The 17,547-nt window shown below is 42.1% G+C and carries 12 protein-coding genes; 7 read left to right on the forward strand and 5 right to left on the reverse strand.

Annotation, left to right across the window (positions count from 1 at the left end; translation table 11 throughout):
- Positions 1 to 58: 58 nt before the first annotated feature.
- The 3 genes from CDG61_RS11355 to CDG61_RS11365 all read right to left on the reverse strand — a co-directional run bounded on the left by CDG61_RS11355 (position 59) and on the right by CDG61_RS11365 (position 5,950).
- Complete coding sequence (locus CDG61_RS11355; protein ID WP_087549247.1) at positions 59 to 1,048, reverse strand: putative oxygenase MesX; 990 nt, start codon at positions 1,046 to 1,048, stop codon at positions 59 to 61.
- 437 nt (positions 1,049 to 1,485) lie between these two features.
- Entirely contained in the window at positions 1,486 to 3,717 is a 2,232-nt protein-coding gene (locus CDG61_RS11360) for an NADP-dependent isocitrate dehydrogenase (protein ID WP_087549248.1), read from the reverse strand.
- A 529-nt stretch (positions 3,718 to 4,246) separates the two neighbouring features.
- A complete protein-coding gene (locus CDG61_RS11365; protein WP_087549249.1) occupies positions 4,247 to 5,950 on the reverse strand; it encodes a M61 family metallopeptidase in 1,704 nt (567 codons plus the stop codon).
- A gap of 175 nt (positions 5,951 to 6,125) precedes the next feature.
- Between CDG61_RS11365 and CDG61_RS11370 the strand changes: the two genes are divergently transcribed.
- The 6 genes from CDG61_RS11370 (at position 6,126) to CDG61_RS11395 (ending at position 15,044) form a co-directional block, all read left to right on the forward strand.
- Positions 6,126 to 7,433: a D-alanyl-D-alanine carboxypeptidase PBP6B gene (locus tag CDG61_RS11370; RefSeq protein WP_228199569.1), complete on the forward strand. Its 1,308-nt coding sequence runs from the start codon at positions 6,126 to 6,128 to the stop codon at positions 7,431 to 7,433.
- 103 nt (positions 7,434 to 7,536) lie between these two features.
- Positions 7,537 to 8,823 (forward strand): NAD(P)/FAD-dependent oxidoreductase, encoded by a 1,287-nt coding sequence (locus CDG61_RS11375; RefSeq protein ID WP_087549251.1) that lies wholly within the window; start codon positions 7,537 to 7,539, stop codon positions 8,821 to 8,823.
- A gap of 135 nt (positions 8,824 to 8,958) precedes the next feature.
- Complete coding sequence (slyD, locus tag CDG61_RS11380; protein ID WP_087549252.1) at positions 8,959 to 9,441, forward strand: peptidylprolyl isomerase; 483 nt, start codon at positions 8,959 to 8,961, stop codon at positions 9,439 to 9,441.
- Positions 9,442 to 9,523: 82 nt separating this feature from the next.
- Complete coding sequence (locus tag CDG61_RS11385) at positions 9,524 to 10,555, forward strand: hypothetical protein (protein ID WP_147387787.1); 1,032 nt, start codon at positions 9,524 to 9,526, stop codon at positions 10,553 to 10,555.
- Positions 10,556 to 10,587: 32 nt separating this feature from the next.
- Positions 10,588 to 12,018 carry a cryptochrome/photolyase family protein gene (locus CDG61_RS11390; RefSeq protein ID WP_087549254.1) on the forward strand — a complete coding sequence of 477 codons (1,431 nt, stop codon included), beginning with the start codon at positions 10,588 to 10,590 and terminating at the stop codon, positions 12,016 to 12,018.
- A 71-nt stretch (positions 12,019 to 12,089) separates the two neighbouring features.
- Complete coding sequence (locus CDG61_RS11395; RefSeq protein WP_087549255.1) at positions 12,090 to 15,044, forward strand: hypothetical protein; 2,955 nt, start codon at positions 12,090 to 12,092, stop codon at positions 15,042 to 15,044.
- 70 nt (positions 15,045 to 15,114) lie between these two features.
- Here the strand turns inward: CDG61_RS11395 and CDG61_RS11400 are convergent, their stop codons facing one another.
- Positions 15,115 to 15,738: a metal-dependent hydrolase gene (locus CDG61_RS11400; protein ID WP_087549256.1), complete on the reverse strand. Its 624-nt coding sequence runs from the start codon at positions 15,736 to 15,738 to the stop codon at positions 15,115 to 15,117.
- A gap of 31 nt (positions 15,739 to 15,769) precedes the next feature.
- On the reverse strand, positions 15,770 to 16,549 hold the full coding sequence (gene yaaA, locus CDG61_RS11405; protein ID WP_087549257.1) for a peroxide stress protein YaaA: 780 nt from the start codon (positions 16,547 to 16,549) through the stop codon (positions 15,770 to 15,772).
- A gap of 124 nt (positions 16,550 to 16,673) precedes the next feature.
- Between yaaA and CDG61_RS11410 the strand changes: the two genes are divergently transcribed.
- Positions 16,674 to 17,306, forward strand: coding sequence for an alpha/beta hydrolase (locus CDG61_RS11410; RefSeq protein WP_087549258.1), 633 nt, complete (start codon positions 16,674 to 16,676; stop codon positions 17,304 to 17,306).
- Positions 17,307 to 17,547: the final 241 nt, after the last annotated feature.

Raw genomic sequence — 17,547 nt, forward strand, 5'->3', positions numbered from 1 at the left:
CCTTGCGGAACATGTTCCCCTCTTTGAAAAAGATGGGGCTAGGGGAGATTTTCTATAATTAAGCCGCAGCACCATTTTTCACAGTAAAGTTTTCAGCCCATTTCGTAAGTACTTCGCCATATTTATTGATGAAATTTTCTTCAGTCCATTTACCCTGTTTAACTGCCAGCTGACCACGTTCAACACGGTCATACACAATTTGTGTCAATGAATAATCTGGATATTCAAGGCTTGGCTGATACACCAGACCTGCGGTTGAGTTCGTGTTATAAATCTCAGGACGGTACACTTTCTGGAATGTTTCCATTGTACTGATGGCACTGATCAGTTCGAAATCGGTGTAATCACGCAGTAAATCGCCACTGAAATAGAATGCTAACGGTGCAGTACCGTTTTCAGGTTTGAAATAACGGACTGCCAAGCCCATTTTCGCAAAATAATCATCAGTGCGTGAATATTCATCATTGGTATATTCCACACCAAGCACAGGATGTACATTTGCAGTACGGAAATACGTCTTCGATGTTGAAACACTCAGACAGATTACAGGTTGCTTAGTGAACTCCGCTTTAAATACATCTGAATGAACCAGATGCTGATACAGCTTGCCATGTAAATCACCAAAATCTTCTGGTTTTTCATTGGTTTTACAACCTAAAGACGGCAATACAACACTGAAGTCATAATCACGCACATAAGAAGAAAAACTGTTACCGATCATGCCTTCAAAACGTTCATTGGTTTTATGGTCAGTAATCGTGCTTTTCAACATTTCAATAAATGGAAAAGTCTGACCATTTCCTTCGATATCAATCTCAGCAGAAATGATATCTATTTCAAGTGAATAACGATCCGCTTTAGGATTATCAAAATGCGCCAGGCTATTAAAACGGTTGTTGATCATTCGCAGTGTATTGCGTAAGTTTTCCTGACGGGACTCACCACGCGCCAGGTTAGCAAAATTTGTCGTCTGGCGTGTGTTGTCTGCAGGCTGATAGTTTTCATCAAAACGGATACGTTTAATTGAACATGCAAATGCGTTACTCATGGGAAATGCCACCTAATTTCTAAAATAAATCTAAATGTTTTCAATGACGATATTTATACCCAGAACCAAAGATGAATAAAAATGATTTTATCTAATTGAAAAGTGAGTAAAATTCATTTTAATTGTAAATTATTGTATTTATTAAAAATATTATTAAAACTTCAACAACGGTATTCTGAAAAATACTGATTTAATCCAAAAATCAGCAGTGCTCCGGATCATTCTTGAAAATATTTTCATACTCAACAGATGAAATCCGAATGCGTCAGATATGCAGAATGTACAAAAATATCTGATATCCGATGCAGATAAGTAATTTGCCTATCAGACATTCTCTATTTTATTTTTGTTTTCTTTTTAACCAGATACAATAAAAAAAGCCGATGCATTTGCATCGGCTTTTTAGTTCACTGATCAAGTGATCAGTTCATCTTCATTCAGATGGTCTGAAGTGCAGCATTCAAAGTCGCACTTGGACGCATCACAGCATCAACTTTTGCAGTATCAACAGCATAGTAACCACCGATATCTACAGCCTGACCCTGCACTTGTGCAAGTTCTGCGATGATCTTGTCTTCATTTTCATCCAGTGCTTTCGCAAGTGGTGCAAATTTTGCTTTAAGATCAGCATCTTCATCCTGAGCAGCCAAAGCTTCAGCCCAGAATTTAGCCAGATAGAAGTGGCTGCCACGGTTATCCAGTTCACCTGTACGGCGTGATGGAGACTTGTCGTTATCAAGCAGTTTATCTGTAGCCTGATCTAACGTTTTCGCCAGAAGTTTTGCACGGGCATTGTCTTCTTTAATACCCATTTCTTCTAAAGAAGCAGCTAAAGCCAGGAACTCACCTAAAGAATCCCAGCGTAAGTGGTTTTCTTCTACAAGCTGCTGTACGTGTTTAGGCGCTGAACCACCTGCACCAGTTTCGTACATACCACCGCCCGCCATTAACGGAACGATAGACAGCATTTTAGCAGAAGTACCCAGTTCCATAATTGGGAACAGGTCAGTCAGGTAATCACGTAAAATGTTACCCGTTACAGAAATGGTATCCAGACCACGCGCAACACGCTCAAGTGTGTAACGCATAGCACGAACCTGAGACATAATCTGAATGTCCAGACCTGCTGTATCGTGATCTTTCAGGTATTTCTGAACTTTTTTGATCAGTTCATTTTCATGTGGACGGTACGGGTCAAGCCAGAAAATCGCCGGCATACCTGAGTTACGTGCACGTGTTACAGCCAGTTTCACCCAGTCACGGATCGGTGCGTCTTTCACCTGACACATACGCCAGATATCGCCTTCTTCCACGTTCTGAGACATCAGCACTTCACCTGTTTCAAGGTCAGTGATGTTGGCAACACCAGCAGCTGGCGCTTCAAAAGTCTTGTCGTGAGAACCGTATTCTTCAGCTTTCTGAGCCATCAGACCTACGTTCGGCACTGTACCCATTGTACGTGGGTCAAAGTTACCGTTCCACTTACAGAAATTGATCATTTCCTGGTAAATACGGGCAAATGTAGACTCAGGCATTACAGCTTTACAGTCATAAGGTTTGCCGTCCGCACCCCACATTTTACCGCCACCACGGATCATTGCAGGCATAGAAGCATCTACAATCACGTCGTTTGGTGAATGGAAGTTTGTGATGCCTTTAGCAGAATCAACCATTGCCAGTGCAGGACGGTGTTCCTGACATGCATGAAGATCTTCGATGATTTCTTCACGTAAAGAAGTCGGTAAAGTTTCGATCTTTTCATAAAGACCAGCCATACCGTTATTTACGTTAATACCTAATTCAGCAAATAATGCAGCGTGTTTTTCAAACGCTTCTTTATAGTAAATTTTCACACAGTGACCGAATACGATCGGGTGTGAAACTTTCATCATAGTTGCTTTAACGTGTAAAGAGAACAGAATGCCCGCTTCTTTACAGTCATCGAGTTCTTTTTCATAGAAATCGCAAAGTGCTTTTTTGCTCATGAACATAGAGTCGATGATTTCGCCATCCTGAAGCGCAACTTTTGGCTTAAGAACAACAGTTTCACCTGACTTGGTAATGAGTTCCATTTTCACATTACGTGCACGGTCCAAAGTCATCGACTTTTCACCATGATAGAAGTCACCTTCATCCATGTGGGAAACGTGAGTCTGTGACCACTGTTTCCATTCACTCATAGAGTGCGGATGTTTTTTCGCATAGTTTTTCACTGCTGCAGGTGCACGACGGTCAGAGTTACCTTCACGCAACACAGGGTTCACTGCGGAACCAAGACACTTGCTGTAACGTGCTTTAATTGCCTTTTCTTCATCAGTAGATGGATTTTCAGGATAGTCAGGAATTGCATATCCTTTTGACTGAAGTTCCTTGATACATGCTGTCAGCTGAGCCACAGAAGCACTGATATTTGGAAGCTTGATGATGTTAGTGTCTGGATCCTGAGTAAGGCGACCCAACTCCGCAAGGTTGTCAGTAACCTTTTGTTCATCAGTTAAATATTCTGAGAATTCTGCGAGTACACGGGCTGCTACAGAGATATCAGTCTTGATAATCTCTACGCCAGCTGGCTTAGTAAAGGTCTCAATGATCGGCAGTAGCGAGTAAGTCGCCAGCAGAGGCGCCTCGTCGGTCAATGTGTAAATGATAGTTGACTTTCCACCAGCCATATATAGCCCCTTGCTTTGAATTACGTTTGTCAGACCCTAGCTTTTGGCTCAGTCTGCGAACCGGTTTGCTTAAATAAAAACATTGAAAGTATCGGTGTTCATCGCATTACAGTCAACGTAATATCACGTGATAACGACATTTCGTAGAAAAATGATGCTTGTCAATTTTTCCTGGATGAACTTTACCCAAATAATGACCATTTATCAATTGCAGAATCACTGTTTCATATTACATCTTCATTGCATGAAACTCGTCAGTGATGCACTGAGCCTGATTTTTCAGGACTGAACACCCGATATTATTTCAGCAGAATTATATTTTATTTTTTTATCTCATTTACAGTGTTCAACATTTACTTCCTTTATAGCTGCGTGCCATTTAAACCCGAGGCCGTGTCAGAACTGTCGTGATACAGCTCAGATGAATCACAGGAATACTCTGGAACAGTAAGTAACTCAGGTTCTGATTACTGAGCATAAAAAAGGGTACATCAAGTACCCTTTTTACCCAGCAAAGTCGAGCTTCAGGTTAAGCTTGTAACCAGCCTGTTGCTTTCGCCTGATCCTGCACACTCAGTTCCACTTCTGCAAGCTCAGTACCAGCAGCCTGTACTTCAAAGCTCATCAGCTCATCACGGCGGAATGCCAGCACTGTAAACACGCCTTCCTGTTTTGAATATTTTTCCAGCAGCTTAGCCGTCGCTTTCAAGCCATCTATTGCAATAATAACGTCATTTGCAGAAAGTCCAGCCTGAGCTGCTGCACCATCACGACGTGCTGACTGAATCAGTACACCTTCAGGCTTATCTGTTGCTTTAATCCCAAAAGCCAGCGATTTATCTGTTTTCAGTACATAATTAATGCCAAATTCAGGGAATAACTGATCCAGAGGAAGTTCGTCCGTTGTATTGATCAGATGATTGATCTGTTCAACCCAGTTATCACCGGTCAACTCATTACACAGTTCAAAGACCGTCCGTTCATTGACCTGTATACCCTGCTGCGCATTGTCATAAAGTTTACGCATCAGTGCATCCAGACTGGAACCCCGTAAACGTAAGCCCAGATCCAGACATAAGGCGACCAAACAGCCTTTGTTGTAATAACTGGTTCCTGCATTAACCGAGTTTTCATCCTGACGGTAGAACTTAATCCACGCATCAAAACTTGACTCAGACACTGACTGTACAAAACGTCCAGGATTCTGCAGATAACGGTCAATCTGTGCTTTCAACAGTTTCAGATAAGCATCCTGAGAGATCACGCCACTGCGCAACAGAATCAGATCATCATAATAGGAAGTGAATCCTTCAAAGATCCATAATAAAGAGGTGTAGCCCTCCTTATTCAGATCGTAACTGGCAAAGTTTTCAGGTCGGATAAATTTGACCAGCCAGGAGTGAAAATATTCATGACTGCATAAACCCAGAAAACGCTGATAAGCTACCGTTGGTTCAGCAGGTTCATCCATCTTAGGTAGATCATCACGTGGTGTAATCAGGCTTGTACTGTTTGGATGCTCAAGTCCACCATAGCTGTCAGCAGTAGCCATGGTCATAAATGTATAGTTTTCAAACGGTGCAGAACCAAACATCGTAATTTCAGTTGCACAGATTTTTTCAATATCCTGCTGCATGCGTGCAGCATTCATGGCATGTTTACCTGATACCACAAACTCATGTGGAATACCGTTTGCCTCAAAACTGAAACGGGTCTGATCCGCCAGTTCAAACGGTGAATCAATCAACTGTGCGTAATTTTCAGCTTTCAGGGTATAACGCCCTTTCACCAGACTCTTTGATGGCAGACCCGTCGCCAGCTGGAAATGTTTCAGTTCATCAGGAAGGAAAACTTCCAGTTCCACTTCCTTATGTTCCTGTCCCTCAAGCCCAATGCACAGACAGGCCGGATTGATATACAGCCGGGTCTGATCCACATAAGCACCACGAACAGACAGATCATAGGCATAAACATCATATTCAACAGTAATCAGTTCATGGTCTGTATTGAACAGTCGCCATTTATTCTTTTCAAATTTCTGAATATTCAGTTCACGCCCTGCTTCATCAGATGCTTTTACACGTTCAATATGCTTTGAAAATTCACGCACCAGATAACTGCCAGGAATCCAGGTCGGTAAAGTCAGAATCTGTACAGGATCTGCAAGAAAGCGTAAAGTGACGTGAACAAGGTGCTGACGGTAATCGTCAAATTCAATCTGATAATGCAACATAATGGACAAAATAGAATTAAAAAGTAGAAACTGAATATCAGCTTAACATTTTTTTATCAACTATTGCGGTACAGTTGTGAATGACTGTAAATCTGACTAGCCAAGCCATAAAAAAAGGCATAGCATGCCTGAGTTTTTTATCATTTTTACCGACGGATTGGTACTGGGAATCTCTTTGAAACGCATCATTTCATTACTTGCATTTATCTGCCTTTGTTTTTCTACAATTGCGCATGCCTCCTTACTGAATATTTCACCTGAAAGTGTTGAAGCTGAAGCATGGACCATACTGGACACTGAGTCCGGACAGATTATTGCTGAACATAACAGTCATGTTCAGCGCGCTCCTGCCTCACTGACAAAAATGATGGTGGCTTACATTGCTCTGAAAGAAATTCAGGCGGGTCATCTCAGGAAAACAGATGTTCTGACTGCTACACCTGTTGTGAAAACAGTAATGTGGGATGAATCTCAGATGTACTTAAAAGAGGGAGAACAGATTTCGGTTGACCAGCTGCTTGCAGGTTTAATTGTGATGTCTGCAAATGATGCAGCCGTAACCCTGGCGGAACGTATTTCAGGAAGTATTCCCGAATTTGTAAAACGCATGAATGCCGAAGCTCAGGCACTGGGAATGAAAGACACACATTTTCAGAATCCAGCGGGTATCACCATGCCTGAGCATTATTCATCTGCATCCGATATTGCTCATCTTGGACAGGCGCTGGTGAACCATACACCTGATTACCTGTATTACTCTAAGCAGCAAAGTTTTTCCTATAATCAGCATTTTCACCACGCAACCAATCTTCTGTTAAAAAAAGATCCCTCTGTCGATGGTCTGAAAACCGGATTTACCAAAGCAGCCGGCTACAACCTGGCACTGACTGCAAACCGCCCAACCAGTAATCCTGATACACCTGAAAGACGCCTGGTCGTTGTTGTTATGGGAACACACAGCGCGTTAAAACGTGCCGAAGTCGCCAGTGCGTTAATGAATCTTGCCTATCACTACACCCGTAATGAAGTTGCCATTAAGGATAAACAGCTGATTGCAGAGTTACCTGTCATCAGATCCACCCTGAAAATGTTCCGTGTTGAAACACGTAAACCGCAGATTATCACGACTTCCTTATACAATCAGAGTGTACCGGTTGACCTGCATACTTTTGATCAGATAAGTCAGCGTATTGTGATTAACAACGGCGCTGCTGTACAGACCATTGAGCCCCTCAGCTCAACCCAGACCCACATGAATGTCGCGGTAAATGAACAGTCCCTGACTGCACCACTTGCAAAAGTCATGAAACTGGCGACTGTTCAGGTTTATCAGGACAACAGACTGATTCAGACCATTGATATTGAAGATGATGTCAAAATTGAAGAAGCTGGTGTTTTTCATCAGTTCATCCAGTGGTTTAAACAGCTGTTCAGCTTTTTATCCAGTGATCATGCAGAAGTTAAGATTTATCCACTAAATTAATCAGATCACTTTGCTCTGGATTACAATTTTATAAAATGCCTGGCAAAGAAGATGGACTATCATGTCCATCTTCTTTTTTTGATTAAATAAAAACAGGCAAAAAATGAATCAATTACATCAGATTATCATCGTGGGTGGTGGTGCAGGTGGACTCGAACTCGCCACTCAGCTTGGAGATACCTTAGGTAAATCCGCAAAAGCCAGAATTATTCTTGTCGATCAGAATCTGACCCATATCTGGAAACCACTGCTGCATGAAATTGCGGCAGGTACTATGAATCCAGGTGAAGAAGAAACCAATTACTATGCACATGCAGCAAAACATCATTATGAGTTCATACTTGGACGTTTTGAAACACTGAATGCACAGGATAAACAGATTGTTCTCAGCAAGTCCCGAACCTCTAAATATGAAACCACCTCTGAACAGCAGATTCTGCAATACGACACACTGATCCTCGCGGTAGGTTCTGTTTCCAATGACTTTAATACCCCAGGTGTTCAGGAATACTGTCATTTCCTCGACAGCAGACAGCAGGCCGAAATTTTTCAGCAGGATCTGCTGCATTTATACCTGGATGCACAAAATCAGCAGGCAGAACAGCAACTGAATATTGCCATTATTGGCGCTGGTGCAACTGGTGTCGAACTGGCTGCTGAACTGGTTGAAGCCAAACAGAATTTCTACCGTTACGGATTAAATAAAATTAATCCTGAAAATGCTGTCATCTCACTGATTGAAGGTGCAGACCGGATTCTTCCAGCCCTGTCAGAAAAAATTGCAGATCATGCCCAAAGTCAGCTGCAACGTATGAAAATTAATGTCCTGACTGCGAAACGGGTCGAAAAAGTGGATGCAGAAAAAGTCTGGTTTACTGATGGCTCAAGTATTCAGGCAAATCTGAAAGTATGGGCTGCAGGCATTAAAACCCCTGCTGTCATTTCATCACTGGATGGCTTCAGCAAAGACCGCATGGGACGCCTGGATGTCTATGCTACGCTGCAGACAAAATCCAATCCTGACATTTTTGCATTTGGTGACTGTGCCAACTGCATCCTGGATGCGCGTGAACCAGCTTTGGGACCAAGGGCACAGGTTGCAAGCCAGCAGGCAGCCTTTCTTGTAGATGCCATGAAAGCCCGTATTAATGGTCGCAGTCAGCCAATGTTCCTGTTTTCTGACAAAGGCTCACTGGTTTCGCTCAGTAAAAATAAAGCTGTCGGTGAACTTATGGGACAGGTTAATGTTCAGGGCTTTATTGCAAAATCCATGTATGTTTCCCTGTACCGTATTCATCAGGCAACAATTTATGGTTATGCACATGCAGGTTTACTGACTGCAAAAGATTTTGTTACACGAAAAATCACGCCTAAAATTAAATTACATTGAAATTTAATAAAGTGCCCTTATTAATTAAAAAATCGTCATTAAAAACCGAAATGCGCTTTTTATGGAAATTATTAGTCTACAAAAACTGCATTTCACTTTATGATATAGCCTTAAAAATTTGAATGGATCAATAACATGACTGCTATTGCAAATAACTACGTGGTTTCTTTCCACTACACATTGACTAATGCTGAGGGTGAAACGCTGGATCAATCTCAGGGTGAACCACTTGCATATTTGCACGGTGCAGGCAACATCATCCCAGGTCTTGAAAAAGCGCTTGAAGGTAAAGCTGTTGGTGATAAATTCACTGTAAATGTACCAGCTGCTGAAGGTTACGGCGAATATAACCCAGACATGGTTCAGGAAGTACCTAAACAGATGTTCCAGGGTGTTGATAACATTCAGGCAGGCATGCAGTTCCAGGCTCAGACTGATGATGGCGTTCAGATCGTAACTGTTAAAGCAGTTGAAGGCGACAACATTATTGTTGATGCAAACTTCCCGCTTGCTGGTCAGGATCTGACTTTTGAAGTTGAAATCGTAGAAATCCGTGAAGCATCTCAGGAAGAACTTGATCACGGTCATGTTCACGGTGCAGGTGGTCATCACCACTAAGATCAGTTCTGATCACAAAAAGGCAAAGTTTTTACTTTGCCTTTTTTATTACAATAAAAATAATACTGATGGAACAATTAAAATGAATAAAACCAGAATAATACTATTGACCCTGTTAAGTGCTGTTTCGACTGTTGCCTGTGCAGAAAAAAAGCCGCAGTATAACTGTGCGGTCACCTCTCCCAAATGGGCTAAAGAATTCAATAAGGTTTACCAGTTGGATGAGTTCCGTGTCTATTATTCAGATCTTGAATCCAGCACGCACAAACTTCCTCAGACCTCTGACATCAATAACAATAAAATTCCTGATTATGTCGAAAATATGGCAATACAGGCTCAAAGCGCACGTGATATGTTCAGGCTGGCAGGCTTCCGATCACCGCTCGACTCACCTCGCTATCAAAACAGTGCCGAGTCCATCGCAATATTTCTACAGAAAACTGAAGGTAATGGCGTCGCTTTTGAGCGAGCTGCCCGTTATCCCAATCTATCTATCAATTCGAAAAACATGCCATGTTCGATAAGCATCGTCATCTCCAACAATTTAGAAGGCTTTCCAGGCTCATGGGCAACAGTTACTCATGAACTCTTTCATCTTTATCAATATGGATATGCTCAGTTTAAAAACTCCTGGTATCTGGAAAGCCTTGCCAACTGGGCTGATCGTGCAATGAAAATTGACATCACCAACAATACAAAACGTTTACCACCACTCCCTCAGACAAGAACTGAAATTAATCAGGATATTTTTGGAAAAGCATATACACATATCTGGCGAAGGTTATTTCTGATTAATGACAGTGATATCCTGGAAATACCAGAAGATATGCTTAAACGCAGATATGTAGGAGGGTCCAAAGTTTTCCTGGACAATGAATGGCGAGGAACTCATTTTGTTCTTACGTTTATGCAAAATCTGGAGAAAGAGTCAAATCGGGTTTCAGCAGAAAAAAAATGGGAGCCTTATCACTGGAAAGAAAAAGATCAACGCTCAAAAGAATGGGATCCTTTAATTTTACAGCTGATTCAGAAACAGTTAAAACAGCCGAAATATGATCAGAAAGAGACCCGTTTCATGCGAAATATTTCCATACAGAACCTAAAAAGTGAATAATTAAAATGTGAACCCCAAATGACTGTAATCATATGACTCAAAATACGCTGGTATGGTTCAGACAGGATCTGCGAGTATCTGATCACACTGCTTTATGGCATGCCTGTAACAGTGGGTACTGTACTGCCGTGGTTATTCTCTCACCTGAACAATGGAAACTGCATCATGATGCTCCAGTAAAACTGGATTTTTATCTGCGACAGCTTTCGGCGCTGAAAAAACAGCTGAATGAGCTGAATATTCCATTGGTCATTAAAACTGTTCCACTTTGGAAAAACATCGCACATGATCTGCTGGAACTTTCCCATCAACTGAATGCTCAGTATATTCATGCCAGTATTGAATGCGGTATCAATGAGTTGAGCCGCGACTTTCAGGTGCAGAAATTACTGAACCAGCATGGCAAAGATCTGATCCTTCATCATGACCGGACACTGTTCCCTGTTGGCTCCATCCGGAGTCAAAGCCAGAAACCCTACCAGATCTTTGGTGCTTTTAAAAAATACTGTTATGAGCAGTTAAGTATCTCAGTGCCACAGTGTTACCCCACTCCCTACATTCAGCAGAAACTGGCAACTGAAATTTCAGATCATGAACAGATTCCACAGATACAGCAGTTTTTTCCTGAATGGCAACCCACGACTGACCTGGAGTGGCAAACTGGTGAACAGCATGCACTGCATCTGCTGGATGAATTTATAACAGAACACCTTTCAGATTATGCAACAGCTCGCGACTTTCCCCATATAGATGGTACAAGCCAGCTTTCAGCCTACTTAAATACAGGGATTCTTTCTATTCGTCAGTGTATTCAGGCACTGTTCCGCCAGCAACAAGGTCATTTTCATATTGATCATACAGGTCAGCAAAGCTGGCTGGATGAACTGTTATGGCGGGAATTTTACACGCACATACTTTTTGATTTCCCGTACATTTCAAAGCATTTGCCCTTTAAAGCCGCTACTGTGAAGATTGCATGGAGGAATGCACCTGAAGACTTAAAAGCCTGGCAACAGGGTCAGACCGGCATCCCTGTGGTTGATGCAGGAATGCGCCAGCTACTCGCAACTGGCTGGATGCACAACCGAGTACGCATGATTGTGGCCATGTTTCTCTGTAAAAACCTGCTGATCGACTGGCGACTGGGCGAACAGTGGTTTATGCAGCATCTGATTGATGGCGATCTGGCTGCCAATAACGGCGGCTGGCAATGGTGTGCATCTACAGGGACAGATTCTGTACCTTATTTCCGTATTTTCAATCCTGTCAGTCAGTCACAGAAGTTCGATGCGACAGGAGAATACATCAGGCACTGGGTACCCGAACTTGCCCATCTGGATGCAAAAACCATCCATGAACCCTATGCTAAAAATGCAGATCTGAAGCTGAACTATCCTAAACCCATCGTAGATTTAAAAAGCAGTCGTCTTCGTGTGATAGAAGCATTTAAAGGAATCAGTTAAATTGATTACTCAGATTCATCTGTCTGTGTTAAATTTCCTTAATCCTGAAAAAACTTTATGATAACAAGATCATGACAAGACAGACACAACAGCAGGTAATGGAACTTCTTCAGCATTTTAAACTGAAAACATTGCCTGAAAATGGTTTGCTCTATTCAGAAGAGCTTTTCAAAATTGGGGCAGATGACAGTGATGCAAACCTGGAAGAACTGAATCAGCTTCTGGTTCAGCTGCATCGTCAGGGAATACGTCCCAACGATATAGTCGAACGGCCTGAAGGACTGAATTTCCTCATGACCATCGCGGCATTTATATGTGATGTTATCAACCAGCGAACCAACACTGAAACCGAATGGTATAACTACCATGAGGCAATCAAGATTCTGCCGTCTGACTACGGTTTACCATTGGATTTTTTCAGCTCCATGGTTGCCATGATCCGTAAACAGGTATGTTTACCCTTCAGTATTATTGCCGAACTGCTGCATGAAGGTTCTGATGCAAAACGTACCCTGCTCAGTTATGTCAAAGAACGCTGTCAGACTGTCAGTCAGACCACCCGTAATATTAATCAATGGTATACAACTTACATTGAAGCACTGCAGCATAAAGAATATATCCCAGGTGGAAATTATTATCGGCAGGCAACAGATCAGATCGCATTTGATTTTTCCATTCAGAGTATTGCTGAACTGGACATTTTACTGAAATGCATCCGCACAGAAGAAAATCTGACTGAACAGAACTATTCAGATTTCATGCAACATAAAGAAAAATTAAATTTCCTGGTGGCCATGAGCTACTATCTCGGGGCTGTCATTACACGGCACAGCATGTCATCACTGAAATGGTATGATTTTGAAGCCTATAAACAGAATTTTGCAGATGACCCACAACTGAGCTATCGCTTTGAACTGGATCAAGTCGCAGTTATAGACAGTAAACTGCTGTTTCCAATGACCATCATCACAGGTTGCCTGTTTGACTCATCAGGGGAACAACCTGACTGTGTTGAATACATTCAGAACGTCTGTAAAGATATTGATTCAGCGGTACATTATTTTCCATCATCACTGACTCAGGATTTTCATTTACCTCTACCTGAAATACTGGATCAGGCATTTACTCAGGCAGGTTTTCTTGCGGCATATTCAACCAGTATGGTGCAGGATACGTCCCTGCAACCCACCATGCTGGTTCCTGACCTGGGAAAAATCTCCCTGGTTCATCTGATGTATGACAACCCACAACAGGAAGCATTGTCAAAACTGGACAGCAACCCGACTGGACATCCATTTCAGCTGTACTGTGAAGATATACATGCTTATCTACCGACGGGTCGCACAGATGCCGTATATTTAAAAATCCGTGTCTATGATCAGCATCCACTGGATTTAACCTTAGTTATTCCCTATCAGAAAAAAACTGAAACGCAGCCCTTTAAAATATTTTCTGCGGTTCGCTACCTGCCCTGTGACCTGCCCGAAACCATTCTGGATACAGGACTGGCTCAGTTCTATAAACAGGCATTCCAGTTTACCGATCCGATCAGTCAGGACAGCCTGTGGCAACAGTATTTTGAAGAAAAACTCATCACCGCTCCTTCATCAGCTGAAGCAACGCACAGCCATTTAAAAATGATTCAGGATAAGTTTATTCATATTCTGAAAGCACAGGCTGAACCAACACCTCAGATTCAGGATCAGACTCAGAACAGTGAATCATCAACTTTCTTTGACCTGAATATTCAGCAGCTCATTCATGATTTACCTGAAGATTTCAGAGCATACCTACAGGTTCTGCCACCCGAATGGATGCAGAAAGATGAACTGTATAAACAGATTAAAGCCATGCCTGCGATGTATAAAAAAGGCAGAGTTGTCTGGGCTGCACTGGTTCAGGCAAATAAACTGATGTTTGAGCCACAGGGTCCACACTGTCCAGGTGAAATTGTATTTGATCCTGCTGGTCTGACTTCTCCTGAAGATCTGATCAAATATGCCCGTCAGCTGTTCAGTCTGAAAGAAACAACACCTCTGGAGCCAGACCAGCTCCAGTATGCACAACATATTTCCAATGAAAAAACCCGTGTTGTCAATTTTGACTATCCGCAAAGTTTATGTCGTGTTCCGCTTAAAATTTCGAGTATCTGGTTCTGGAGGCTGCATCTTCCTGACGGTATGCTGAGCCTGCCCTGCTTCCCTGTCCTGATCTGTGATGATGAACAATATGCAGGTGAAGCCACCGTGCTTCCTTATCTGTTCTGGCAGGAAAGTTTTGTTGAACAGTGGATTAAAGAAGGTGAAAAATCGCATGGGACAGGTTATGCGCTGAATGTAACGCAGCTGCATGCACGGGTATCTTCCAATGTGAGAGAGTTCGGTGCTTTTTTACGCCCATTGCTTTCTCAGGTTTTTGATACAGACAGTGCAGCCTCTTATACAGCGCACCACAGCCGGACAAATACTCCGGACACTTCAAGTCTGAGCCTTGTCCAGGATACACCTGTAGAACTGAAAATTGAAAATACAGCCCGCAATACTGTTTCCATTACACAGAGGTCTGTACAGATCCTGGATAATCCTGACAGTTCAGACCAGGAAAAACTCAATGCTGTAGAAAGCATAAAAACTCAGGCCATCTATAATGAACCTGAAGCACTGCAACTTATGGCAAGTTTTTATGAAAAAGGGATTCATGTTGAAAGTGACAGTAAACTTGCCTTTTATCACATGGCAGAACTGGCAAAAACAAAGAAAAGTGAAACATTATTCAGAAATGCGCTCAGATACTACCTGGATTCTGAAAATAATCTGAACCATGATGATCCTGAAGTTGAGCACTGGTTACAGCAACTGAAGACTCATTATGAACATGCGACCCGACAGAAAACGGCAAAAACAGATCCAAAAAATCAGGCATCTGCACGACGTAAAAACCAGAAGCAACTGGACTGGACTCAATGGATGATCCGCATTCTGATCGGTGCCATTGTACTGTTGCTGCTGATCGCTCTGATCAAATAATCAACCACAATATACAGGGTTCCAAATCGAACCCTGTATAACCGAACACTGTTTTTTTAAAGAATACGACTCACCAGTCTGCCTGACTCAGATTCGATTTTGCAGCCTGCTCCAGCAATAGCTGAAAATATTCAGTCTGATATAGAGGTCTCATCTGATAAAAATGTTGCAATACTTCTGCTCTTTTAACTTTATATAACTCAGGTTCGACCCAGGCATATTCCTGTTGAATCTGACGTTCATATTCGGCAAAGCGTGGTACTGCGCTCCCCAGAATAGCCAGATCCATATCCAGTAAATAATTTAAATCGTGATCTTCTGATGGTTGATGTGCTTTTGTGGCAACAATCCATTGATACACTTTTTCCAGCTTTCCTTTTTCCACAATGCCAGAGCAATGCTTTTGCATGAGTTTTGCACTTTGCTCTTCGTTATCTGAAGCTTCAGGATCATAAACCACATCATGAAACCAAATAGCTAGTTCCACAGCAACAGGGTCATGTAATCGATCTTTTACCTGATGGAATAATTCAAGACATTCCACAATATGCTGAACCGTATGATAATACCGCTGCGGCTCAGTGTAGGCATTCAGAAGTAACTGAGATAATTGCTGAGACTGATGATTGTCCAGTTCTGTCTGAGCGGAAAACTGTGCCCAGTATTGCAAAAACTGATCAGAAAAATTTTGCACTGGACACCATCCTGATTTAACTATTATTCAGTTAAGCAGCCTGCTCATCACGTTTGAATACCAGTTCACCTTTCAGCGAACTTTCAGCATCAAAATAATAACCGTCAGTATTGAATGATTTTAAATCTTCTGCTTTTTCAGGTCTGTTCTGGATAATGTAACGTGCCATCAAGCCACGGGCTTTTTTAGCATAAAAACTGATGACTTTATATTTGCCATTTTTCTGATCCAGAAATACCGGTTTGATAATTTCAGCATTAATTTTTGCTTCTTTTACCGACTTATAGTATTCATCAGACGCAATATTCACCAGTACTTTTGAGCCTGCCTGTTCCAGATCCTGATTAATCAGCTGGGTAATGCGGTCTTCCCAGAAATCATATAGGTTTGTGCCACGGGCATTTTTCAGGCGAATGCCCATTTCCAGGCGATACGGCATCATCAGATCCAGTGGACGCAACAAACCATACAGACCCGATAAGCTACGTAAATGGTTCTGTGCAAATTTCAGTTCATCTTCTGACAGACTGTAGGCATCCAGACCCGTATAAACATCACCTTTAAATGCAAAAATTGCCTGACGGGCATTGGCAAAACTGAAATCTGAGTTCCAGTCACGGAAACGCTCCACATTCAGATTGGCGATTTTTTCACTGACGGTCATCAGTTTTGCAATATCTGAAGCTGAAAGTTTACGACTTAGGTCTATAAGCTGTTGAGATTGATCCAGCAGTCTTGGTAAAGTATGCACATCAGTCGGTAATGCGGTTTCGTAATCGAGCGTCTTAGCAGGGGAAATTAAGGCGAGCATGGGCTTCCTGATCAAAAAATAATTAATCAAACTATAACAGTCGGAATATATTAACTCCAATTCGTGTTTTCTGTGACCATAATCGGTAAACTATACTGCTCCCCTGTAAATTATCGGTTAAATTATGTCCGAACAATTGTTCATACAAGGTCCGGTGGGCAAAATTGAAGTTTTTATTGATTACCCACAGGGCGAAGTAAAAGGATTTGCTGTCGTTTGTCATCCGCACCCTCTACAAGGCGGTACACCACAACATAAAGTTCCTGCACTCCTTGCACAGATTCTTGTTGAACAGGGTTGCGTGGTTTATCGTCCAAGTTTCCGAGGTTCAGGTCAGTGCGAAGGCATCCATGATGAAGGCTTCGGTGAAACTGATGACATATTAGAGGTTATTAAGTACACCCGTCTATTACACAAAGGTCTACCCCTCTATGTTGGTGGTTTCAGCTTTGGCGCACACGTGATGGCTAAGGCTTATCATGCACTTCCGGATGAGATTCAGCCGAAACAGGTCATTCTGTGTGGTTTACCAACAGCAACGGTTGATGGCATCCGTCACTATGAAACACCTGCGATCAAAGGTGATATTTTATTTGTTCATGGTGAAGCCGATCCAACCACCAGACTGTCCGACCTGGTGGAGTGGGCTAAACCCCAGCGCCACATCATCACCGTATTACCTGGTGCAAATCATTTCTTTACCGGTTATTTAAAACAGTTAAGAATTGCGATTTCAAGATTTTTACTTGTGCCGTAATTACTCTGGCTCTAAACTAACTTATACACTCTGTTAGTCTAGAGCCTAAAATAAAATTAATCACATAAAAAATAGTATAAATGAACATCCATACTGTACAAAGCCCCACCCACACTATGAATTAACATATTTATATTCAACCAGTTAACATGGTTATTCTCAAAACTCAAAACTTCATTTTCTTCAACACAAAGAGTGATCCGTATTTATTTTTTAATTTTGCCAATCTCACTGTATCACT

Origin of the sequence: Acinetobacter sp. WCHAc010052 (genome assembly GCF_002165295.2) — a bacterium.
In the GTDB taxonomy this organism is placed as follows: domain Bacteria; phylum Pseudomonadota; class Gammaproteobacteria; order Pseudomonadales; family Moraxellaceae; genus Acinetobacter; species Acinetobacter chinensis.